The sequence below is a fragment of the Pseudoalteromonas rubra genome, from assembly GCF_000238295.3.
In the GTDB taxonomy this organism is placed as follows: domain Bacteria; phylum Pseudomonadota; class Gammaproteobacteria; order Enterobacterales; family Alteromonadaceae; genus Pseudoalteromonas; species Pseudoalteromonas rubra.
This window is the reverse complement of the sequence record NZ_AHCD03000044.1, coordinates 683,241-707,714: the sequence shown is the minus strand read 5'-3', so window position 1 is coordinate 707,714 and position 24,474 is coordinate 683,241. Positions and strand designations below refer to the sequence as shown.

The following is a 24,474-nucleotide window of genomic DNA, read 5'->3' as shown; positions in this document are numbered from 1 at the left end:
AAACAAAAAGTAGGCACTTTATGAATCTATTTATAAGTCTACTTTAATCAAGGCGTTAAGTTACCTGCATTTGGCCCTAAACAGCCCGTTTACTTTTTATTTAAATGAAACTAACAGAATTCCTTTTAAAGTAGTGCCGCTTGCTCAACCACAATGGCATGGCGCTTGGCCAGGCGCAGGTGGTCTTTGTCGTAACCGCCGCCGATCACGGTTGCAACGGGTACACCTGCTTGCTGGCAGGTCTTGAGTACCAGAGCATCGCGTTGCTCCAGGCCTCGCCAACTGATGTCTAACTTACCCAGGCCGTCGTGCTCCCAGATATCCACACCGGCGTCGTACAATACCAGATCCGGATTAACGTCTTCGAGCAGGCCTGTCAGGGTGTCTTCTACGATCTGCAAGTAGTCCGCGTCCTTCAGGTTGTTTGTGAGGCCAATATCCAGATCGCTACTGTGTTTTCGAAATGGAAAGTTTTTCTCGCAGTGGATAGAACAAGTAAATACATAAGGATTATGTTTGAGCATGGCTGCAGTGCCATCGCCCTGGTGGACATCCAGATCAAAGATCAGCACATTGTTTACTTTTCCTTGCGCTATCAGGGTTGTAGAAGTAAAGACTAAATCATTGACCATACAATAGCCTGAGCCAAAGTCGTAGTGAGCATGGTGCGTGCCACCAGCCAGGTGACAGGCTACACCGGTTTGCAACGCTAACTCTGCGGTCTTGAGTGTGCCCAGCGGTGCGGTAAAGGTCCGCGCCATTAGCTGCTCTGACCAAGGCAAACCAATACGACGCATCGATTTTGCATCAAGTTGATTACGCCACAGGTCCCACAAATAAGTATCGCAGTGCACCGTTTCCAGTGGCTCCGGAGATCCCAGCTCAGGCTGATATACGTTGTCGCCAATCAAGCCCATTGCCCTCACCTGCTGATAGAGATTAGCGAACTTACTCATCACAAAACGGTGATTTGGGTCAAAACTAAATGAATAATTGGGGTGATACACCAGCGGCAGACTGGTATTGAGTGATTGGCGGTTTATATACATATCCAAAACAACATATAACGAGGATGGCGTGAGTGTAGCGCATCTTTCCACCTTGTGGTTAGTATGGCAACATATCATCACCTAAACTTTGCGTATTTTGCCTTATGGAACTGAACTTTGCCGATTTTTCGCCAACTCAGATATATCACCTTATGACTCAAACCGTGATCCCAAGGCCCATCGCCTGGGTGTTAACGGAGTCCGACGACCAGAACTACAATCTGGCCCCCTTTTCTTACTTTTCAGCGGTATCCAGTGCGCCGCCTTTACTGATGTTCTCAGCCGGCAAAAAGCCGACAGGAGAAATAAAAGACACAGTAAAAAACATCAAATCAACACGCAGATGTGTGATTCACATTGCCTCTGAGCATGATGCTGAACTGGTAACGCAAACGGCTGCAACGCTGCCGCATGGCGAATCCGAAGTAACCGCCAACGACATAAAGCTTGCTGAATTCGCAGGCTTTAACATGCCGCGGATCGCCCATTGCGATATCGCTTATGGCTGTGAGTTATATGAAGTTCAGGAAATAGGCGACACACCGCAAAACCTGGTGTTTGTGAAGATCATCAGTTTGTACCTGAGCGACAAAGTAACTGAGCTGGACCACAAACAACGCATTAAAGTACTGGCCGATAAAGCCGCCCCACTGGCACGTCTGGGTGGTGGAGAGTACTCAGGGATCACGGCCCCATTTGCGAAAGTCAGACCGGCTTAAAGTCCAGTAATTAAACCAGGGCTCATTTTCTGACAATGTGCGCTTGAGCCCTCTGTTTTTTCAACTGATATTTGCCATTCCGCAGGGCTACAAGTTCAAACAGAGTTCACACACCATGATTCCCCTTTCATACGGTTTCGGTATACTAGCCGCTTAAAATTCACAAGAAGAACAAGAAGATGATTGGAATAGGTGAAATAGCAGCCATCAGCGCTGCATTTGTTTGGGCGTTTTCAACCTTGCTATATAAGCGCTTTAGCCACCACCTTAGTCCATTTGAACTCAATGTCAGCAAAGGCGTGATCGCCGCTGCCTTGATGGTATTTTGCATGCTAATTGTGCAAGACACCGCATATCCTGTATTACCTTCCAGCTGGGCCTGGCTGATTGCCAGTGGCGTTTTAGGTATTGCCATTGGAGACAGCGCCTATTTTGCCGCGCTCAGAAATATTGGGCCCGCACGCACTTTAGTCGTGGAAAGCCTGGCACCAGCCATTGCCGGCATACTGAATATCCTGATCCTGGGAGTCTATCTTAGTCCGCTTGCCTGGCTTGGTATTCTGATAACAACCTGTGGTGTCATTGTTGCGATTAAACCTACCAAAACTCAGCCTATAACAGATAAAAAACACTATCTGCTTGGCATCGCGTTTGCGCTCACTGCCGCAACCTGCCAGGCCGCCGGCATGGTGCTCTCTAAAGGCGCGTTAAATAGTGAAACCATCAGTAGCTTATGGGCTGCATTCATCCGTCTTTCATCTGGCACCTTGTTTGTTGCTTGTCTGGTCGCCTGTTTAAAGTCACAAAGCCTAAACCAGGCACTGACATTGAGACAATTGTCGGGTAAACGCTGGTTATTTGTTGCTGTCTTTTTTGGCACTTTCATTGGTTTGTGGTTACAACTCCTATCTGTTAACCACACAGACCCGGCAATTGCACAAACCATTTTTGCCACAGCGCCACTCATGGTAATGACTCTGGGCTTGATCCGAAGAGAAACGGTCACCAAAGCAATGCTTTGCGGCGGTGTCATCGCACTGTTTGGCGTATTTTTGTTATTACAGGGGGCCTGACTCGCTCACGACCGCTGAATCCTATAACCTGAACATGCACAAAATGACCTATCTATGGCTGAATATTTTGATTCTACAAAACCCGGACAAGTTTATCGTCGGGCGACTCTCTGACGTTTTCTGAGCTTTGTCTAAATTATGGGAGTACAGTAAACCCCGCAGCAAGCACATACGTACAAAACCCTAACTGTATAAAGAATGGAAGTTAAACATGGCTAAAAATGTATTAGGTGGAGCGCTGCAGTCTTGCTGCACAGATCCGTTGACCGGTTTTTTAAGGGATGGATTTTGCAATACCAATCATATGGATGTTGGTACTCACGTAATTTGCGCCACAGTCACAGAGGCTTTTTTGGCCTTTACCCAATCCAGAGGCAACGATTTAACCACGCCACATCCGGAATATCATTTCCCGGGCTTAAAACCAGGCGATGGGTGGTGTTTATGCGCGCTAAGGTGGAAAGAAGCCTATGAAGCCGGGGTTGCTCCTCCTGTCAATCTCGAAGCAACGCACGAAAATGCGTTGGAGTTCATCTCATTAGAGGTCCTCAAAGCACATCAACAATAAAACAATTGGTTAAAAAACACTTTCTAGCCTGAGTATTATACTCTGCGCTAGAAAGCGACAGCTGCCAGCCCCTGACTTTATAGTTCCCCTACTTTTAACTTAGAAAAAGCGTTAACACGCAATAAAACCAAGCTCACTAAACAATTATTCCCAACCACAAAATGTTACAATATAACATACCAACAAAAACAATAAGGAACCCTCATGTCAATGCGATTTCACTCTCAAGTATTGTCCATTGCACTTGCAGGTACGCTGACCATCAGTAGTCAAGCAACCGCGCAAATAAAACTGACACCCACTGAATTACAAGGCCTTGATTACCAAAAAGCGCTAATTAATGGCCAACTAGACGCCAGTATTCCCACCCCAGAGAGTATTCTGGGCTTTCCTGTCGGCCAAAAAGCGGCAACACCAGCACAAATCACCGACGCACTAAAACAGTGGCAGCAAGTCAGTGATAAAATGCAAATTGTAGAATATGCGCGCTCTCACGCAGGCAGACCCTTACACTATGTGGTTATTTCATCTCCAGAAAACCTAAAAAACACCGACCGGATCAAGTCAGATATCGGCAAGTTAGCAAACCCAAAAAACCTCTCAATGAGTGAAGAAAAGCGCATTATAAACAGACTGCCAGCCGTCGCCTGGCTTGCCTATACTATTCATGGCAATGAAGGGTCGGGCAGTGATGCGGGACTGGCGGCAATCTACCAATTAATAGCATCACAAGAAAAAGACATTCAAGATATGCTTGAAAAAAGCGTTATCATTGTCGACCCTCTTATGAACCCTGACGGTCGTGCGCGCTTTACACAGGAGCTTCAGCAGCGTCGAGGGGTTGCCCCCAATGTAGACACCCAATCGACGTTACACACCGACGCTTGGAGAGCTGGCCGCAGTAACCATTACTTGTTTGACTTAAACCGTGACTTTATTTTGGGCGTTCACCCTGAAACGCGCGGTATTGTTAAATCAATCAATGAATGGAATCCGCAATTAATGATTGATGCGCACGAAATGGGCCCAATGGACTCTTATTTATTTGGTTTGGCGCGAGAGCCTGTAAACAAAAACTTGTCCGCATCAGGCAGGAAATGGGGGGGGATTTTTGCGCAAGATCAGGCTCAAGCTTTTGATGATCAAAACTGGCCATACTACACAGGTGAATGGTTAGAAAACCTTTACCCGGGTTATTCAAGTTATGCCGCATTCCGAGGCACTATTCACATTCTGTACGAACAAGCGCGCATCAAAGAAGATGGTGTCATGCAGCCGAATGGCCGTATTGTAAGTTATGCTGAAGGAGTTGATAAACAGCTTGTCAGTAGCCTGGTTAATGTAAAAACACTCATTAAGCACTCAAAAGATATCTATCGTGACTTTGTGAGCGACAAACGTAAGCTCATTTCAAAAAACAGCCCATATGCTGATAGAACTTTTGCCATTTTACCGTCTGAGAACCATCAGCGGATGGCCAAATTTGTTGATTTAATGCAGTTGCAAGGCTTTGAGATGCATCAAACTACGCAACCTATTGCGGTTAAAAATGCCACTAATCAACTTGGAAATTCCGTCTCACAAATGCTCCCCACAGGTACGTTAATCATTCGCAATCGCCAAGCTCAGGGGCGGCTTGTCTCCACTATGCTGGAATTTGATACCAAGATAGACGACAGTGTACTCATTGAAGAGCGTCAACGCGTACTGCGTGATGGTTCCAGCTTAATGTATGACGCCACCGCATGGAATATCACCATGATGCACGGTGTTGAAGCCCTGGCCATTCCAAGCGATATCAATGATAACATTCGCCCTTACTCTGCACCTGAAAAACGTCCGGCAATAATTAAAAAAGCGAATTCCATTGGCTATGTGGTCAATGGCACTAATGATGCTTCGGTAGGATTTGCCGCTCGCTTAATGGAACGAGGGGTGACAACACGTATCCTTGACAAAGAAACGGCCCTGGATGGGGTAAATATGAGTCGAGGCACCATTATAGTCTCACGCTACGACAATGAATTCTTTGCCGGCGATTTAGATGCAGTAATTGAGAAAACAGCACAGGAAATGTCTGTCACTGCACATGCGGTAACAGGTGGTATGGGTAAAGGCGACTTGCCTGATTTTGGTGGTGAGCACTTTAAGGTACTGAATCAACCAAAAATCGCCATTCTTGGCGGCCCCGGCATCAGCTCATTAGATTTTGGTGCAATTTGGCATAGCATCGACAGCAATCTGGGGATCCGTCATTCTCATATAGACTCAAATCGCTTTAGTATCACAGACCTGCGACGCTACAACACGTTCATCGTGCCATCAACCTGGTACAACCGATTGGGTCAAAATGAACTATCAGCAATAAAAACATGGACAAAAAACGGTGGCACACTCATTGCCATAGATGGCTCTGTAGCCCCGTTTGTAGATAAAGGTGCTCAATTCAGCCGGGTAAGGCAAATTCAGGATACCTTCAAAGACATAGCCACATATGATGTTGCTTTACAAAAAGAGTGGTTAGCACAAAAAAACGGTTATCCTGAGGTGAGCCAGGCCTGGCAACACAATGCTGCTGAGTCAGTCAACTACCCCTGGAACAGCGAAACAAAAACACTAAGCGAGAAGCAACTGAAAAAACAAGATGACTGGCTCGCACAATTTAAGCCAGCAGGCGCTCTGGTTGCTGCCCGTACCGACCAAAAGCATTGGTTGACTTTTGGTGCCCCTAAAGTGATCCCGGTTCTGACTGCCCAAAACCCGGTTTTGATGGCCAAAGAAGGCGTGCAGGCGCCGGTTAGGTTTGGTGCATACCAGGAAATGGAAGACAAAAAATGGAAAAAACGCGTGGAAAGTGCAGCAGATAAACCGCTTAACCGCACAATAAACTGGTCAACGTTACCTGACAAACAAACTCTGACGCTGCGTATGAGTGGCCTGTTATGGCCAGAAGCAAGCAAACGAATCGCGAATTCAGCTTACTTAACACGAGAGCGCCTGGGTAGAGGACAGGTTATATTGTTCTCAGGCCAGCCTGCATTTAGAGGCTCTACACTCGCCACCAACCGGTTATTATTGAATGCGATCGTATACGGTTCTGGCTTGGGTACTCACCAGCCAATCAAAAGTCTTTAATGACCTTACTTAACGTATATTGAAGCCAACAGCCCTGCAACACTTAGCTTGCAGGGCTTTAGCAAAAATGAGACTCAACGAAAGCATCTGTGATTGGGAAACTGGTCCTACATCAGTTATCGAGAACTTCTAACAATTTGACTTTACACCAGTGTGATTTATCACCTCGGTCAACGTACCAGATATTGACCTTTTTTTTGCTCATTAATGCAGCCAATGCCGCTCCGTGAACGGACGAACTCTTGGTCCACAGCTCACAAGTTACCGCCGGGTTGTCGGGGTTGGGACCAATTCGGCCACTCCCATTTATAACCATCCAGACATTCACTGAGTCATCGTTTGTTTCATACACTTTTAATGACGTCACATTGGCATTTGAAACAAGCCTGTCCGCTGACAACACATTGCTGTTAAACACCAAAAGCAAAATAAAAAATACGCTTTTCATTGTAGCTACCCTTTTTATTTAACCAAAAAATAGAAAATAACAGATGCGCCAAAGGTCCTGAACGAGCTTTCCTTTGTAACTTGTCCACTCTCACTTTTTTATGCACTAACCAAATTAAGTCCGTTTCACCTTGTATGAGTCCTGTCGTGAGCATAAACTTTGTCGGGCAGACCCTACTCCACGACAAACAAATACTCATTCAGTATTTTATCCAGCTCATCAGTTTTAAACGGCTTTCCGAGGTGCGCATTCATACCTATGCTCAGGTATTTATCTACCTCGCTTTGCATCACGTTGGCAGTTAACGCGATGATCGTCAGTCGCTCTTTATCATACGTTTCGCGGAGGGTTCGGGTGGCTTCCATACCATCCATCACTGGCATCTGAATATCCATTAAGACAAGGTCAAATGCACCATCACACGCCTTGATTGCATCAATCGCTTGTTGCCCGTTTTCTGCAATCTCAACCTCTAAGTCAAAACGATCTAATAGCTTAGTCGCCACAATGCGATTAATCTCATTGTCTTCAACGAGTAGCACCCTAAACCCACCAGCTGTGCTGACAACGTCTTCTGCCTGGTCTAAATTTTCTGGGTTATTCTTTGCAGCAATTTGGCTGGGCGTATCTTTAACAAAAATGCTGATCAGGTCTTTTTTTAGTAGTGGCTTATAAAGTATCGGGTAGTTCAATTTTGGCGTAATACTTTGCTCTGTATGCGCTGTGTAAATGACAACTTTTGCAGGTAACACCGCTAAGGTTTCTAGTCTCTCTAACAACTCATTGGCTTCACAGTCGGGCAATATCCAATCAAGCAGTAGCATGTCAAACGTATTCGCGGATAACATTGCCTCGGCTTGCTGTCCGTTTTGCGCACGCGATACAGTCAATCCCACTGACGAGGCAATGTTATCACTGACTTCCATGTAAATTGGATCATCTTCTACAATTAATATTGTACCTGCAATACTGGCAGTCGAGACTTCCTGCTCGGATAATGATGCCTTACTGACCGTGTTCAGAGGTAAACGAACGCTAAACGTAGAACCCTGCCCGACTTCACTGACCACCGCGATATTACCCTCCATAAGCTCTGTCAGTAATTTACAGATTGTCAGTCCCAGTCCGGTGCCACCGTAGCGACGCGTTGTGGATGCTTCAGCCTGTGTGAAGCGCTCGAACAGCTGATCCACTTTATCCTGCTCTATCCCTATCCCGGTATCGGTCACTGAAATCTCCACCCAGTCACTCGACGCGGTTTTAGCTTCCCGATGCACAGCGAGCGTAATCGAACCAGATTCCGTGAACTTCGCAGCATTCGACGTGAAGTTAAGCATAATTTGATTGATCCGGACGGGATCGCCGACATACCAATCACTGAGCAAAGGGTCAATATCGAAAATCAGCTTGACCCCTTTGGTGTTGGCTATGGGCGTGATCAAAGATCTCAAGTTATCGAGCAATTCCTCAAACTGAAATGGCGTTTGTTCGATATTAAGCTTCTTAGATTCAATTTTTGAAAAGTCGAGAATATCGTTAATGATGGTCGTCAATGCATTCGCCGAAAAGCGCACTTTCTCGAGGTAATTTCTCTGTACTGAGGTCAGTTCAGTGGCCAACAGGATATCCGTCAGACCCATGATCCCATTCATGGGCGTTCTTATCTCATGAGACATATTGGATAAAAACAAAGACTTGGTTTCGGCTGCCTGGTTTGCCTGCGCATTGGCTCGCTTCAGATCGCGCATCAACCGCAGCAATACGACAATAATAAGAAGAGAGACCAAGACAAGCAGGAAGAGGATCGACCTTGTCATCTGCCAGTAAACAGTGTCGACCTGTTCGCTAAGTTGCTGCGTTTCTTGCAAAATGGCCGTTGATAGCGTGCTGTTTTGTATTGGTACCAGTAGGTTTGACGCAGGTAATGCATTCTCGAGTATAAAACCTATGTGCAAACGCATTACCCTGAAACTGCGGCTTTCCAGTTCAAACTGTTCGAGTGACGTCATAGAGTGCACTAACTGCTCACGTACCATTTCAACCACAGTATGTGAATTGGTTACCTGCAAATTAGACACCAGGGCAGCGCTTTTACTGACGGCTAACTGAGCTTGCGCTGAGTAAGCATCTTTTTCCAGCTCCTGCTTTGCAATGTAACGGTAGGACGTTTTGAGCATAGAAGCCAGCTGCATATATGTGTCAACGGCGTCATGAAAGTGCGTGACAGCGAGGCTCATTTCGTCGCTTAACAAGTCCCGGGCGAGCAGTTCATTGTATGCACTTTCGAATTCCAGCTGCTTTTGAGCATGCCTGTCAAAGTGATAAATATTGCTATCCATTGCAGATAAGGTTTCGAGCGATAATTCTGTTGTCGCCCTGTTAAGTCGCGCTTTCAGCGCCATCGCAGCCTGAGTATCTTGTAACTGATGATATTGCGTGATGGCTTGCGCGCCAATCCACCAAATCAATCCAAGTATTGCTCCTTCAATAAGGTATTTCATTCTTTTAATGACCTCGGCAGTTCGCCTGAAAAGGCATGTAGCAGCGCTTCCAGATCAGAGACGTCCTCATCACTGAGCTCTAACCCCAGCTGTCCGCTTGCCATTATCCGGATCGCATCCGACAATTGGACCACAGAGCCATTGTGAAAATACGGCCCGGTATGTGCGACGTTCCGCAAACTGGGCACCTTAAAGACAAACTTATCTTGCTCGTTGCGGGTTAACTGATACCGCCCGGCGTCATTGAGTAACGCTTTGGGCATGCGATCCAGGCGACCCATTTTCTGATAGATATTGCCTCCGATATTACGCCCCTGATGACAGGTCACACAGCCCAGTTCAACAAACTTTCGATATCCGCGCTGCTGTTGCGCCGTTAACGCCTGTTCATTACCTAACAGGTAAGCGTCAATGGGCGTGTTTTCGGATACCAGTGACATCTGAAAGGCGACGATGGCCTTGGTAATATTCTCAGGGGTGACCCCGTCTTCGGACAGGGCTTCGAAGCTGTTAACAAAGTGCGGCTGTTGATTGAGTTTACCAATCACCTGCGGCCAGTTACTGGCCATCTCTAACGGGTTATGAATGGGTAACGGCAACTGACTGGTCAGATCGGGACTACGCCCATCCCAGAATTGCCTGAAATTAAAGACCGCATTAATCACACTCGGGGCATTACGACTCCCCAGCTGCTGATTTATGCCAACAGAAACGGGAAAACCGTCGTCACCACCATTGTAAAGGTCATGGCAAGAAGCACAGGACGTTGTGTTGTCCGCCGAGAGTAATGGGCTTTTAAACAAGGCTTTGCCAAGCTGCACCCAGCCAACATCATAGTGTTCCAGTCGCGGTAAGGGTTGAATGGCAGCATCTACCCATTGGCTTGAGTAAGTGACTAACTCTGCACTGTTATTAATAGCAGGCTGGTGATGGCGGTTGTCTTTGAAAAAATAAAACTGCAACGCAAGCGTTAAAAATACCATTGCCAGCGCACTAAATACTGCCACCACATACTTGATACCCATACAAATAATATCCCTGGTGAGCTTGTTCGCTCTCAATTATGAGGGTAAGTATAGACACTTAAATCAAAAACCCCCATGACTGCCAGGATAAGACAAATGCAACCGGGACCACTTATCAGGTCACGGCCTTGGATATTCTCAATCAGATTAGCTCGTTCATCATGAGCCATTAACACTGATGCCGTGATTAAAAAGCAAAGATTTGCATTAGCAATTTCCCGTCCCCGACTTTCTCACGAGCGGTTAGTTTTGCTTAATTTCACTGTACATTATGTATTGAGGGCCAGCAGGACCCCCCAAATATTTGTCTTCACATTCAGTTAGCCCGGCTTTCTTATAGCAAGCATATGCCCCCGGATTTTGACAATTAACACCCAGATATAGCCAATGGAATTGTGCATAATGTTCCGCCAGATAACCTAATACGGCCACCATTGCCGCACTGCCAAGCCCTTTCCCCTGATACTGCTGACCAATCACAAACGCACGTATACCAAGCGCGCCATCCGGACAGTAAGCAAACTTTTCTGCATACGCCAGATCCAGTTTAAAGTAACCAACCAAAGTGCCCTGATGATAAATAACATGGAGATGTGTGGTCGCACAGTTTTCTTCGAGAAATTCTTGCGCCGTACCAGCAAAACGAACCTGCTCAGGGGCCAGCTGAATGGATTTAACCGCTTCAATATCAGCAGATTTCAGCTTTTTAATTGTGATCATACTTAACCTTACGTTGTTATAACATAACCCAAAATATTTGAGTGTGTGATTGTGTTTGAGTGAAACCAAATGGGCGTTATGCCCCACAACAGGAACAACCACCGTAACGAACAACAACGCGAGAATCAAGAAAAGCGGGGTGAGGTTTTCTGATCTGCATAGTATAAAACGAACAAACGTCGTCTATTGAGCAAAATAATACCAATTTGCTTAATTAAGTGATCTATTTTGAGGCGAGAAAATAGGGTCGATAACAAGGCAAAAATTTTGCTATTTAGTTGTTCTAAATAAGAAATTTTTAACGCCGTTAGCGTCCTATTTGCTCCTTCAAATAGACCAGGTATTAAGTGAAATTGGTATAATGGCTATTGCTTGCCCAGCTGCTTTAAAAAAGCCAATTTCTGCTGCTCTTGTGCACTGGGCGTGTACGCTTGTCTTTGAAGGTCCGAGAGATCGACCTCGTCCAGTGCAAACTCACTGACTTTACTTCGGCCAAAACGTGCTTTTTCCTGCGGCGAGCCAGACATCCGCTCTATCACGAAAGTCTTTAATTTCAGGCCCGAAGTATGATTTGGCAACACACTTTGGTGGATCTTCATGGGCAGTGTCTGCACACCTTCACTCAGGCGCTTTCTGGCAACCACATGAGACAAAGGTTGATCGCCTAAAAACAGATTTGCTCTGACTCGATAGATCCCTGCTTCCTGCACATTGAGCCTGGCATCAATCAGTAGATCACTGCCGCGTACCCGAGCCTGCTCCAGGTTAAGTAGCTCAGCACTGGGCTTCATATATTGCACCTGTGCAACCACGGGGATTTCATCACCTCTGACATGTGCTCGTACGGTCAGTTGCAATGCTCTGGGAAAATCTTTTTTACCAGATATACTGGCAATATAACTGCCTTCTTGCTCATGCAGGCTTTGGGTTATCAGCACCTTATTACTGTCCACCTCGCTTACCATCACAGTGGCACCATAAATATCACTGCCAGTCAGCATTAACTCTATGGGTTCTGGATACACAAAACGATACTGACTCACTTTGAGTGTCAATACCTCTTCAATATCCTGTGTCGGAATGGTCACCGGATAAAAATGATTGGGTGTCAGCCTGTCTGTGTCTGCCAGTGTCAAAGGCTGGGAGTATGGGGCATAACGCAATTGCTGCTCATATAGCTGAGCAACTTTGCCCGCGGCATCAGTCATTTCTATCGGAATATGACGCTCTGACTGTTGCACTGGCTTTGCCTGAGGTGCACTTTTTGTGGCTTGTTCTGACTGAGGGTTAGGCACCTCAGCATCCAGTGTTCGAGCAACTGCGCCATGGTGAACGGGCTCAGCGTCACCGCTGAGCCACCAATAACCAAGCCCGATTGCCACAAACGTCAGAATAATGAACATTCGGGACTTCATCCTGACCTCTCTTATTGCATCGCATTAAGCATTAGGCGAGACAGACTGTTATTGCCTGAGTTTTCAACATAGCGATAAGTACTTTTCCAGAACCAGGCACCTGTTTCTTCTTCGTAGGTGTTGAAGTTGATGGTGCGACCATCCGCTAACTGACGGCTCGCTTGAGCGGCAGTCACTTTGCCTTCAGCCCGATCGTTAATGACAGAAAAGTGATCATAGTTGTCGCTCATCAGCATAGGGTAATGATATGGCATAAACCCGCTAACAGCGTCGCTTTGCGACGCCAGCTTTCCGCTAGTTGCAACGCTTGTACTACAGCTACCAAAATCGTCTGCACGGCTGGCTCCACATGCTGAGTGAGTTGCGACAACACTGTCATCTGTGCCTTTGAGGAAGAGTTTAGTCACCCCCAGGAACAAAGTTCCATCAGCAACAAAGCGCAACCTTGGTGTTCTGGCTTCTGGCAGAGCTGCGATTTGTCTGGCGTTATTTACTTTCAGGTCATTCAACACACCCAGGCGACCCTCAACAGACCCCCCTAGCCAGGCTCTGATGGCGGCTTCAAGCAGAGGGTTCAAACCTGATGTGCCCTGAGCAACACTCACTGCCAAATCGGCCAATTCGCTACCACCACCAGCACCCGCAATATCAAAGGTCGCAACAATATTAAGCGGTGCTAAGCCAGCGTTCTCAAGCCAGTTTGCCTGATTATCCAACAAATAGCGCGCAACCAGATCACCGGTAGAGTGAGTGACCAGAATACAACCTGGCTGGCAAGTTCCCTGTTGCGACATTTGCTTCAGTTTTGGCCAAACATAATCGCTGGCTATCTTGTCTTCGATACGCTCTAGCGCTGGCCAGTCAATACGTACATCTGCATGTTGGCCCCAAAACTCTGACCAATAAGACTCCCCGTCACCAATTACATCGATTGGATAACCGGAAGTGATCTGGCTGGTCTGAAGGCCGTGGATAAGAACGACTTTATAACCACTTGCAAACGAATTAAATGCGACTGAACCTAGCAAGAAAAGCCAGGACAAACGTAGAAAGTATTTGATTTTGTGCTGCATAATTTCCTCTTAAATCCTATTAAATCATTGTGTTCAGTGACCAGTCTTCAGATTTCGGTTATCCGGTAATACGCCATACCGCAGAAATTACATTGAGCGCAACTGCATACAAGCAACACTCATCTGACATCTGACCTCTTGGTTAAGGCAAATAATAAGCTAATGAGTATATGATCAAAAATCAACCACAAAACGAATATAAATTAAACTTTTGTTAACGTTTGTAATTTAGGGAATTGTGTACCGGAAGAAATTTCAAGACGTGTTATGAGAGGATAGAGTAATTTAATCACAGCGTTCGCCGGTTATTAACCGGCGACTTCAACCCGATCTCGTCCGTGTGATTTAGCCAGATAAAGCGCTCTGTCTGCCAGCTCTATCAAGCTCTGCCAGGGTGCACCTTCTTTGTGTAGTGCAATACCAAAGCTCGCCGTGATCTGTCGAATAGGTTCACCGGTTTTTTTATCCTTCACCGACAGCTTTCGAATGTCATGACGAACCATATTGGCAAAACTAACCGCTTCGCTGACACTGCTGATTGACAAAGTCAGGCAGAATTCTTCGCCACCATAGCGATAGGCGTCGCCACGACCTTGTGCATGGTGTGACAGCTTTTCTGCCACTTTGCGCAGAATGTCATCGCCTTTTTGGTGACCAAAATCGTCGTTAAATCGTTTAAAATGGTCAATATCAACAAATATCAACACTTTTTGCTTACTCAGTGGATGTGTGCAGAAGCTGACAATATCTTCATCGAACTTGCCCCGGTTCAACAACCCAGTCAGCTTATCGGTGTTGGCCTCCCGTTGAGATGCAAACAGTGCCTCTTTAAGCTGCTTAATTTCATCGTAAGCCACTTCCAGTTTATTCTGAAAACCCAGCGCATTCTGTTGCATCGCGACTGCTTCACGGGTCAACCTGGATACATATTCCAGTACTTCGTCATAAGCACTCGGGTCTTGTTCCGCGCCGCGTTTTTTAAGATTGTGCAGACCATAGTGACACTCAGACAGAAACGCAGAGAAATCCTGGGAAGATTCCAGGGTTTCACAGATACCGTTCTGGACCTGATCTATCGCTCCCTGAAAAGAATGAGAAATTTCATGGAACAAGGCCAAATCATGCTGAGACAGGTACTTATCAAATAACTCTCTGGCCAGATGAGGCGGACACCCCTGATAACGGGCAATAATCTGATCCAACTCCACATTCAGCTCTGGTTGTGAGCCCACAACATAGCAATAGCAGATTGAGTAATTCAGTGGTGTCAGCGGGATCCGATAGCGGATCATAATAGGAAGCGCCTGCTTCAGATAGTGCGCGGAGCGAGTTAGTGTCGTATCAAATTCCATACAGGTCCATCAAGTCGCATTGTTCAGTGGCAATGCTTTATTGTTTATTTATTGTTCTACCTTTGGAGCCAAACGCGTGCAATACTAAATAATTAGAAAAAATTAATCAATCATATCGTATCATTTACAATTAAATTCACTCAGCCAAGCCCAAAACATAAAATATTCCCACCTGCAAATTCTAAAAATAAATTATTCAAACCTATGAAATAAATACAAAAGTTAGAACTATCAGTGCTCAACGCAATGTTAATTATTGCTTATTACCATATAATGAAACTTCACTTGCTCAATGCCAGGCGCGCTGATAACGCAATAAACAAGGTCCCCAGTACGCCATCGAGATGTACAGCCCAGCGCTTTATCCCTTTGGCTCTTGTTGCGATAGTTTTCGCCAGATTACTGAAGGCAGCAGCGAACAACAGATTAATGCCAAACGCAAACAGACTTAACATCAGCCCAAGTACAATTAACTGCGCGGTCAGACCATGCTCTGCTGTGGTGAATTGAGGTAAGAACAAGCTAAAAAACAACAGCGCTTTGGGGTTGAGTAAATTGTTGAAACATCCTCGCTTGATCAGCTCGACACCGTTTAAACCACTATCTGTGGGTGCGGTTTCGCTTCCAGAAGGAGTAATGCGACGGTGTTTGTACCAGTGAAGGAGCATCTTGACACCCAGGTAGGCCAGATAGGCCGCACCAATGAGTTTGACAATGAGTGCAACCAGCGGCATTGTCTGCATCACCTGACCAAGGCCAAAGGCCACTAACGCCGTCTGTACCAAACCTGCCAATAAAATACCCAGCGCGATAAAGGCACCGGCACGGAACCCCTTTGTAGCGGAGTAGCTGGATAACAGCAACAGGTCCGGGCCCGGGCTGATAACCAAAAAGAAAATAGTAGTAAAAAACAGAGGTAACAGAGTAATATCGATCATCAGAGCTTCCGACTAACGTCACTTCATCGCACAAATCATCGCCTCAGTGTACCCATTTGAAGACGTAAAATAAATCACAGTCGGAGTTTTTTGAACCTTACGCTATAACGCTATGGCGCCTCTTCGCGTCTGAGATCATTAAACAAACCTAACTGCCATGGCCGCATTGCTAAAAACAACCCCACACTCTGTCGTTTATCCAAAGGCAGACGAGCATCTTGCTGATTCAGCTGAGCAACCTCTTTAGTCAACAGCTCCAGTCTGCGTCGCACCAGACTGATAGTGGCATCGCTATAACTACCACGTAGATAAAACCGAAAGCTGTCTTCCCGGTTGAAGTCACCCTGTAAAAACCTGGTCAGAACCTGCTGTTCGATAAAGCGCTCGAGCGGGCCTCCGGGGATCCAGCGAAAGTCTTGCGCTACCAGAGATTTATAGCGATTGTTGGGAAGCAACTGGATAATGTTCAGACTATCTAACCGTGCCAGTAAACGAATGCACTCCAGTTCATCAACTTGATAATGAGAGATAATGTCTTCAAATTGCCAGCCGTCACGTACGCACACAGCCACTAAAAACAGCTTGGGATTCTCCATCAGCTCCTGCTCCTGAGCCTGGGTAAGCTGACTGACCAGAGACTGCTTTTGTTCTCCCAACGCAAACAAGTCTGCCAAAGACAACTGCATCAGATCACAGATCTGCTCTAGCCGCTGTAAGCTGAACTGCTCACTGGCAAAGACCCGTTTAACATTGGCCTCGCTCATATCCAGTGCGTTAGCGACCTCCTTATAGGTCAGTTTATGTTGCTTCAACAACTGTTTAAGCGTTGAGGTTATCATTGGGATTTGGCTCAAAGTATTATATTCCTATACTCATAGTCTCTAATTACTATACATATTAAAATTGAGTATACAAATATAATCCCTTCGGTAAATTAGAAAGCAAGTCAACGCAAGCCACATGGTTTGCTTACCAGGAGGGAAAGATATGACTCATTTACTTCGTTCAGTTTTATGTTCTGCGGTATTAGGATTATTTTGTACACAGGCTATGGCAAATGACAGCCACGCATCACAGGCCAGCCATCATGGCAGTCAGGCCAGTAAATACAGTGCACTCAGCGTTGGTGAAAGCGCCGTTGAAGGCGCAACAGTGTCTATGGTTGCAGTTGCTATTCCCGTTGCAATAATCGGGTTCAGTGCACTTTCAGTAGGTATGGCCAGTACCAAGGCCGCAGCAGATTTATCTGACGCCGCCAGCCCAAAACCTTTGCCTATTTGTGACGATGTATTAATTGCAGGACCTGCACCGGCACACGCCCTTAACGAGGAGCTGTAATGATGAACTGGATACAAGGATTGTGCGTGGCCGCAGCTTTATGTGCCAGCACACATACGTTTGCAGGCAGCCAAAACGGTGGCAGAGCCCGCTTTGAAGCTAACCAGATTGCTCAGTTTGCCAAACAGGTTGAGCGCTACAGCGCACAACAAGGCGCGCACGTATTTATTATCGGCCGGGTCGGTCGCCCCGAGGGTGACTTACCAGAGGGCATTGAATTTACTCATGTTGCACTGGCGGTCTACTCCGAACTCACGACCACAGATGGTGAGAAAAAGCAGGGTTATGCCATTCACAATCTATATCAGTTGAACGACGACCCCGGCACCAGCCAGCTGATAGTAGATTACCCGACGGACTTTTTCTGGTCAGTGCATGACCTCAAAGCGGCCATTGCAATACCCACGCGGGCATTGCAACAAAAGTTGCTGGATGCGTTTGCACAGGGAGTACCTGCCAAGGTCCATAATCCGAGCTACTCGGTGGTAGCCAACCCGTTTAATAACCAGAAACAAAATTGCACCGAGCATACGCTGAATGTGATCAATGCTGCTTTATATAACACTACGGATATGGCGCAGCTCAAAGTGAATACGCGGGCCTATTTTGAACCGCAAGCACTGAATGTAAGCCGCTTTAAACTGGCGCTTGGCTCACTCTTTAATGATGGTGTCGACAGCAGTGACCACCAAGGCAAGGTAAAAACCACCACCTTTACCTCTATCGTCCGATATCTGAATAACAATCAGTTGCTGGCGCACAGTACAGTACTGACGCCAGATGGTCCGGTTGATTTGAAATACCCACTTTAGGAGAACACAGTATGACTACACCAGCCCCTTATGCACCGAGTAAAGCATTCAGACTGGCATCTGTTGCCGCTCTACTGATAGGTATCGCCTGCTACCTGATTGGCCTGTTCAATGCGCAAATGGCCCTGAATGAAAAAGGGTATTATCTGATAGCCCTGCTCTACGGCCTGTTTTCAGCGGTCTCTTTGCAAAAATGCATCCGGGACCGTCAGGAGCAGATCCCGACTTCAAACATTTACTATTTATTAAGCCTGGCTTCCACTTTATTGGCCATCATTCTGCTGGTATTTGCGCTGTGGCGCGCTGAGTTGCTGCTCAGCGAAAAAGGCTTTTATGGTATCGCGTTTTTGATGAGCCTATATGCTGCTATTGCCGTTCAGAAGAACGTCCGGGATAGCCAGAGCATCACTGAAACAGTCTCCTCACCCAGCACACAAGTATATGAAGGCGAGGAGTGATCTGAAGTTAAGAGGCCGCGCAATGCGGCCTTATAGCATATAAGGATTCTCTCCTCTCGGTTCATTACCTTCCGACGGTGCCAACTGCAAATTTTCAAGCTTGTCGATAATCCTAGTAAGTTGCTCACGCAACTGAGTGTCACTTCCCCGTTGTGACGCCTGCTGCATTTGGCCAAGTAACTCAGTTATTGCAGCTAATGCCTGGGCACTGGCATCATCACTGTAGTTATCTACCTGCACATTGGCCGACTGAATACGTGCCAGTTGTGTCGTCAATTCGCTAATCAAAGCTTGCTGAGCATCACTTTGCTTCGCCTGTTGAGATTCCTGCTGGCTGAGCAGTGACGCCAACACCTTATCCAGCGAGCTCTGATGATGCTCTAATCCTGCAACGGATTGAGCCAGTGCTTTGGATACTGCCTGAGCCTGAGCTGTCTGATTGGTTTGCTGCTGTCTGAGCACAGAGTCCAATGCTGACTTAAGCGTTGCCAGATTATTGGCAGCAAGCTGATCACTGCTGGCCATCGCCTGACTGACAGCCTCGCTCAGTGCCTGCACCAATTCGCTTTGCCCTGACTGCTGATAAGCCACCAGCACTTCCAGTACCTCTTTGAGTTCTGCCTGACCCTTACGTGCCGCCGTTTCACTGCTCTGCGCAGCCGAATTTATTGCCGTCGTTATGGTGTCCAGCCAGTGCGGGAATTGCTGGTTATGCGCCTGGTTTTGTTCAGCAAGTTGCTCTAGCACTTTAAGGATGGCAGGCTGCTCGGCTTGTCGAGTCAATTGTTGCAGTTGTGCTGTCACGCCCTGCTCCCCCAGTACAGCACGCAACCCTTCAAACTGCTCACTGTAGTTGTGACTCAGTTGCTGTTTGTCTAGACGTGAGGCTATCTGTGATAACGCACCACTGACCTCAGCCAGTTGCTCAACCGCCAGCAAAGCCGGACTTCCCGCATCATTGGCGCGATTAAGTCGTGCATAGTCCGCCTTAATCTGAGCCCAACGCTCATTTTCCTCAGCTGTGAGCGTGTCTCGCAACTCACCCAGTTTAAGCAGGTTTTCTTCACTGCCCTTACTCAGTGTTTGCGCTTCACCCCGGTAGTGGTCCTGGATCAGGTTTTCGAGCTCCTCCTGATTCATAGCGGCAACGACCTTTTCCGCCATCTTGTTCATGTTGCGGTAACTGCCCTGCAACTTAAATGGCGGCTCGGTGCGATAGTTATCATCCTGTGCAGCCGAGGCAATATACTGAGCATTCACTTTGAGTACGGTTTCGCGGATCACCAGCAGTTTCTGAAGTACTGCACTGATCTCATTGGCCTGTGCCTGAGAATAGCCATATTCCAGCTCGTTAAGCGAAATGTCTTCTCCCTGAGCAATACGCACCAGCTTATACAAGTCAGCCATATTACGGTTTGCCAGTGGTGCAAGCACCGCATTGGATGTCAGCGCATTTTCAACAAAACTCATGGCAAACTCTTGCTCACACCCGGCCAGTGTATCCCCCAGGTTGTAAATGTCTGCCCGGTTCGCCAGCATATCCGGGATCTTAAAACTTTCACCCGATTCGGTATACGGGTTACCGGCCATGACCACCGCAAACTTTTTACCGCGCAGGTCGTAGGTTTTACTCTTGCCATTCCAGACCCCGTCAATCCGTCGTGAGCCATCACACAGCGAAATAAACTTCTGCAAAAATTCCGGATTGGTATGCTGAATGTCATCCAGATAGAGCATTACGTTGTTGCCCATTTCAAAGCTCTGGTTGATCTTATCTATCTCTTTGGCAGCCGTCGCATTAATCGCCTGAGACGGATCCAAAGAAACCTGATCGTGACCAATAGACGGGCAGTTGACCTTAACAAAAGTCAGTCCAAGGCGGTTTGCCACATACTCAATCAAAGTGGTTTTACCGTATCCCGGTGGCGAGATCAGTAATAACATGCCCATTAAATCGGTGCGCTTAGCACTACCTGAAGCGCCGATTTGCTTGGCCAGGTTATCCCCGATGATTGGAAAATACACTTTATCAATGAGCTGGTTGCGCACAAATGAACTCAGCGGTCTGGGTTTAAATTCCTCCAGTTGCAGGCGTGCTTTTTGCGCTTGCAAAACATCGGCCTTCAGCTGCTGATAACCCTGATAAGCGGGCAAAGCCTGGTCAATATACGCACTGGTGCGAGCCAAAAACTCAGCATAATCTAATGCCAGAGTCTGCTCTTCAATACGCGAATGCTGCCCCATCAGCCCGGATACCTGCGTCTGCGCCTGGACATCCTGCACCTGATAACTGAGTCCTTTGTGATCCGCAAGCAACAGGTAATTCGCCGCTTCAATCTGACCTTCACGACTAGCACCATGTTGTTCACCATAAGCGCTCAGCCAGCCCGATGCCAGGCGGCACTTATCAGACAAAGTATTTAGTTCAGCAAAAGTAGCTTGCAGTGTCTGCCAGAAACCTTTGGCCTTGGCCATGCTCTGAAACTGCTCAGCCAGCTTGCGTGCTCCTGATTGCAGTTCAAACTGTGGCAGACCTTTACTGCGGGCTAGCACCTGAATGAGGTATTCAGCGCTCAGCGGAGCAGAATACTGCGCCAGACTTGCTGTATAATCGCCCAGTTGCTCCGCAAAACTGCTTATCAGCTCACTCAGCTCACCAATTAACAGCTGATTAAAGCGCGGATCATTGAGCGTAGTGGCCATCAGTTGCGCCTGCGTTGCTTGTTGTTGCAATGGCTGTAACTGTGCCTCATCCAGTGTCGAGACAAACAGCTGGGCCATAACCCGGCAGCTGGCCGGATAAATCAATAATCCAAGCGCACTTTTTTGTTTCAATAGCAAGGTCAGGATCTGAGTGGCGTCAAAGTCATGGATCCCTTTTTCATAGCCTTCCTGATATCTGGGCTCAGCAAATGCCTGGACTACACTCAGCAATGACTCCTCCTGCAAAGCACGCAGTAGCTGCTCCATCGACAAGTCAGACTCACCCCGTTGCGCCGCTCGCAGGATCTGGGCGGCCAAAAACTCGCCGCGATAAATCTCTGGTCGTTCGGAGGGTAAGGTCTGTGTCCAGTAGTCAGCCGCCTCTGCTAGCTGTGAGCGGGCTTGCGGGTCAGGGATCACATCAAAGTACTCAGTCCCGGTCAGGTGCAGCATTAGCTCATCATCGCGAGGCAAGAGCGTCAGATCTAGCACCTGCTTGTTCACGCTAAAGCCATGCTTGCCAATTTTGACCGTTTTACCACCGTCGCTATAGATATCCTGCTTGTCTCTGAGTGAACGGATCCCCTGATCTTTGCTGGCCTTGAGCTTAGCAGCGATGTCATCGGCTTTGACTTCATCGCCAAGTTCCTTCAGCTCCTGGGTCAGGCTACGTAGCTTGCTGATCATAGGGTCAGAAGCAAAATAACCGTTGATCTGATCCAGCTCAGTAAAATTCTGAGTGCGTCGGCTCACGCCCTGTAAAATCCGCTCTGCAGCGGTGGCTAGATTCAGTGCCCGGCGCTGACGCTCGTCAATCAGCTGCTGTTTATGCGCTTCAAAACTTTCGTAAACGTCGTCTCGTTTGGCCAGTATCTCACCCAGAAATTCATCATACTCACTAAACTGAGACTCCAGCTCCTCAAGCTGGATCAGCAATCGCGACAACTGCTCATCACATTGCTCAGGGGTTTTAGCTGCGCTCAGCGCACTGGTGATACTCTGACTGAACAGTTTAAAGCGCGCGGCAAACTCCGCCTTGGCCTCAACACTGCCGAGACTTTTGCGGCGTATCTCAACGGCCGCCTTAGCCCGGTTAACCAGCGCATAGACGGCGCTCACATCTTCTAGGATCTGCGTCCTGACCCGGCTATCTTCAATTTCCAGGTCCAGCATTGTGTGGTTTAGCAGGTCCAGCTCATCACCCAGTGTTTCAAGTGAACCGAGGTAGCCTTTAAGTTCCGTGACACTGTCGCTTTGCTCACTTTTCTCGTTAATTTCCTGGAGCTGCTCATGATAAGGCGCCAGGGCTTTATCCTGCTGTAAGAAGGTCGCCGTGGCATGGCTGAGTACCCGGGTCTGCTCATCAATATTGTTTTGGATAGTATTGAGCACATCAAGGTTGATGTATTTCACTTCTTCCAGGCTGATCACTTTCCCTTTGAGCAGTTTCAGCGCATCCAGGCTGGCGACAAATTCACTGGCCTGTTTAAAACTGTCGGGGCGCACTTCACGCAATACCTGATGGCTTTCCTGCTCAATATCGACTTCCGCCTGTCGGGCACTTTGCTGAATTTGGCTGACCTTTTCAAACTCATCCAGCACCTGCTCGGAAGTTTCAAAGATGTCATGCAGTTGCGTATTAATGGTGCTGAAATCAGCTTCCGCGAGCCAGTGATAGCGATCCAGTATCCCCCGGGTATGAGAGATCAGATCTTCATAATGAAACACACTGGGGTTTTGCTCACTGATGGCCTTACAGACGCTATAAAGATCAGAGATGGCTCTGACCAGGTCCGGATTGCCTATGCGGCCGAATACACTGGTCGGTGTGGGTGCATTAGCAGCAAACTCTGCCGAACAAAAGGGGCTTTGCCAGATCTGAATAGGGTGAACCCGCTCGGCTTCTTCCTGCTCTGCTTTAAAGGTCAGCGTTAAACCATCTTCATAAATGCCATAACCATGACAATAAATGGGGTTTTGCAGGTTCTTTTCGATGATATTGTAAGCAAACAGCGCATAACGGCCTTCGGCAGGCTCGTAAAACACATACAGCACGTCTTCACCGTTTGGCGATTTTAGCTGACGATGAAACTCCAAATCATCTATTTTTTCTTCAAAATAGCGCGTCTGACCGGATTGCAGATAATAGCCACCCGGGAAAATAATGCCGTGGTCTTCAGGCAGCTGCACACAAGCCTGACCAATGGCATCCTGTCTGAGCACCTGCTGAGTGCGACAATTGTAGACAAAGTAACGCCACTGCTTTTCGCGATAAGGCTGAACCCTGAGCAGGATCAGCTCACCGACCTGCGCGTAATCCAACTCACAGTCTGCCAATGACTGGTTACTGTCTTCTACCGGCTCACTATAAATGCCTTCGCCAGTCTCAGTGTTGTTTTCAATCTTTATGGTCAGGTCGCCACCAACAGTTTCGACAAACACTTTGTCGAGCACATTAATGTGCGGGTGTCGGCCTTCCTCATGCTGGGCACGATCTGTCCTGGTCCATTCAAAATCAAAGCCGCTGTGCTCTGAGATATCTCGTTCACCACGGTTATCTATGTAGTCCAGCGTGTTATCCGCGGCAATTTGCCAGCGGAATACCCTGACATCACTCAGCCGATCACCAATCTGGAACAGCGCAAACAGCTTGCCGCCCTGCACAAACAGATGTTGCAAACGGGTTTCTTTGTAATAGGTATAAAGCTCTTCAAAGTCCCGCAAAAAGCGGGCGTCGGTCAGAAACTTGGTCTCTGACGGATACGGCTCCACTTCATAGTGGTCATCCTGTAACACCAGCTTTTGTACGCTGAATACATCACTGACGTGCGTACTTTGCTTCAGTCCCATAAAGACGTTGTATGCAAAGATCAACTTATCGCCGATCAGTACTATGTCTCTGGGAATGCAATTGTGCTCAGTTCTAACCCGGGCGCGACCTTGTACTTTCAGCTCAGTGCTGCCAAAGGCGTCAACGCGCTGATCATTGAGTGTATCAACCTGAGTGCGCAGCTCGCTGCCAAAATTGCTCAAGCGGCGCTTTATTAGCTGATAGGAGCCCTGCTCCAGTGCACTGTGTGACTCAGTATCCTGACTTGTTGGTTCCGTCATATCACTTTCCTGTAATCATATCGGGTGCGTGATCCC

General features: G+C 47.4%; 18 protein-coding genes. 7 read left to right on the top strand and 11 right to left on the bottom strand.

The genetic code is table 11. The features are described from left to right. Nucleotides 1-125: 125 nt before the first annotated feature. Complete coding sequence (locus tag PRUB_RS23805; RefSeq protein WP_010380350.1) at nt 126-1,049, bottom strand: histone deacetylase family protein; 924 nt, start codon at nt 1,047-1,049, stop codon at nt 126-128. 104 nt (nt 1,050-1,153) lie between these two features. Between PRUB_RS23805 and PRUB_RS23800 the strand changes: the two genes are divergently transcribed. The 4 genes from PRUB_RS23800 to PRUB_RS23785 all read left to right on the top strand — a co-directional run bounded on the left by PRUB_RS23800 (nt 1,154) and on the right by PRUB_RS23785 (nt 6,544). Beyond that, complete coding sequence (locus PRUB_RS23800; protein ID WP_010380348.1) at nt 1,154-1,768, top strand: flavin reductase family protein; 615 nt, start codon at nt 1,154-1,156, stop codon at nt 1,766-1,768. Between the two features lie 179 nt (nt 1,769-1,947). Continuing rightward, nucleotides 1,948-2,841, top strand: coding sequence for a DMT family transporter (locus PRUB_RS23795; protein WP_010380345.1), 894 nt, complete (start codon nt 1,948-1,950; stop codon nt 2,839-2,841). Nucleotides 2,842-3,052: 211 nt separating this feature from the next. Then, complete coding sequence (locus tag PRUB_RS23790) at nt 3,053-3,409, top strand: DUF2237 family protein (protein ID WP_010380343.1); 357 nt, start codon at nt 3,053-3,055, stop codon at nt 3,407-3,409. Between the two features lie 204 nt (nt 3,410-3,613). Then, the gene (locus PRUB_RS23785; RefSeq protein WP_010380342.1) at nt 3,614-6,544 is read left to right on the top strand and encodes a M14 family zinc carboxypeptidase; all 2,931 of its coding nucleotides are present in this window, start codon (nt 3,614-3,616) and stop codon (nt 6,542-6,544) included. Between the two features lie 112 nt (nt 6,545-6,656). Here PRUB_RS23785 and PRUB_RS23780 read toward each other — a convergent pair whose 3' ends face one another. The 9 genes from PRUB_RS23780 to PRUB_RS23740 form a co-directional block, all read right to left on the bottom strand. Continuing rightward, entirely contained in the window at nt 6,657-6,992 is a 336-nt protein-coding gene (locus tag PRUB_RS23780; RefSeq protein WP_010380340.1) for a DUF5992 family protein, read from the bottom strand. Between the two features lie 173 nt (nt 6,993-7,165). Beyond that, nucleotides 7,166-9,493 (bottom strand): hybrid sensor histidine kinase/response regulator, encoded by a 2,328-nt coding sequence (locus PRUB_RS23775; RefSeq protein ID WP_010380338.1) that lies wholly within the window; start codon nt 9,491-9,493, stop codon nt 7,166-7,168. Then, the gene (locus tag PRUB_RS23770; RefSeq protein ID WP_010380337.1) at nt 9,490-10,518 is read right to left on the bottom strand and encodes a cytochrome-c peroxidase; all 1,029 of its coding nucleotides are present in this window, start codon (nt 10,516-10,518) and stop codon (nt 9,490-9,492) included. The genes PRUB_RS23775 and PRUB_RS23770 overlap by 4 nt, the downstream gene beginning before the upstream one ends. Nucleotides 10,519-10,761: 243 nt before the next feature. Next, nucleotides 10,762-11,238 carry a GNAT family N-acetyltransferase gene (locus tag PRUB_RS23765; RefSeq protein WP_010380334.1) on the bottom strand — a complete coding sequence of 159 codons (477 nt, stop codon included), beginning with the start codon at nt 11,236-11,238 and terminating at the stop codon, nt 10,762-10,764. A 365-nt stretch (nt 11,239-11,603) separates the two neighbouring features. After that, a complete protein-coding gene (locus tag PRUB_RS23760; RefSeq protein WP_040644975.1) occupies nt 11,604-12,653 on the bottom strand; it encodes a hypothetical protein in 1,050 nt (349 codons plus the stop codon). An 11-nt stretch (nt 12,654-12,664) separates the two neighbouring features. Beyond that, nucleotides 12,665-13,726: a hypothetical protein gene (locus PRUB_RS23755; protein ID WP_010380330.1), complete on the bottom strand. Its 1,062-nt coding sequence runs from the start codon at nt 13,724-13,726 to the stop codon at nt 12,665-12,667. 308 nt (nt 13,727-14,034) lie between these two features. After that, the gene (locus PRUB_RS23750; RefSeq protein WP_010380328.1) at nt 14,035-15,078 is read right to left on the bottom strand and encodes a GGDEF domain-containing protein; all 1,044 of its coding nucleotides are present in this window, start codon (nt 15,076-15,078) and stop codon (nt 14,035-14,037) included. A gap of 281 nt (nt 15,079-15,359) precedes the next feature. Then, nucleotides 15,360-16,016, bottom strand: coding sequence for a LysE family translocator (locus PRUB_RS23745; protein ID WP_010380327.1), 657 nt, complete (start codon nt 16,014-16,016; stop codon nt 15,360-15,362). 110 nt (nt 16,017-16,126) lie between these two features. Then, nucleotides 16,127-16,870: a helix-turn-helix domain-containing protein gene (locus PRUB_RS23740; protein WP_010380325.1), complete on the bottom strand. Its 744-nt coding sequence runs from the start codon at nt 16,868-16,870 to the stop codon at nt 16,127-16,129. 133 nt (nt 16,871-17,003) lie between these two features. Here PRUB_RS23740 and PRUB_RS23735 point away from each other — a divergent pair, with 133 nt between their 5' ends. Genes PRUB_RS23735 through yiaA form a run of 3 tightly spaced genes read left to right on the top strand, consistent with a single transcriptional unit; the run spans nt 17,004 to nt 18,624 of the window. Further along, a complete protein-coding gene (locus tag PRUB_RS23735; protein WP_010380322.1) occupies nt 17,004-17,354 on the top strand; it encodes a hypothetical protein in 351 nt (116 codons plus the stop codon). Further along, a complete protein-coding gene (locus PRUB_RS23730) occupies nt 17,354-18,166 on the top strand; it encodes a DUF2145 domain-containing protein (protein ID WP_010380319.1) in 813 nt (270 codons plus the stop codon). The genes PRUB_RS23735 and PRUB_RS23730 overlap by 1 nt, the downstream gene beginning before the upstream one ends. 11 nt (nt 18,167-18,177) lie before the next feature. Continuing rightward, nucleotides 18,178-18,624 (top strand): inner membrane protein YiaA, encoded by a 447-nt coding sequence (gene yiaA / locus PRUB_RS23725; RefSeq protein ID WP_010380317.1) that lies wholly within the window; start codon nt 18,178-18,180, stop codon nt 18,622-18,624. A gap of 30 nt (nt 18,625-18,654) precedes the next feature. On the opposite strand, the gene PRUB_RS23720 is transcribed toward yiaA, so the two are convergent. Then, the gene (locus PRUB_RS23720) at nt 18,655-24,438 is read right to left on the bottom strand and encodes a DNA repair ATPase (RefSeq protein WP_010380315.1); all 5,784 of its coding nucleotides are present in this window, start codon (nt 24,436-24,438) and stop codon (nt 18,655-18,657) included. Nucleotides 24,439-24,474: the final 36 nt, after the last annotated feature.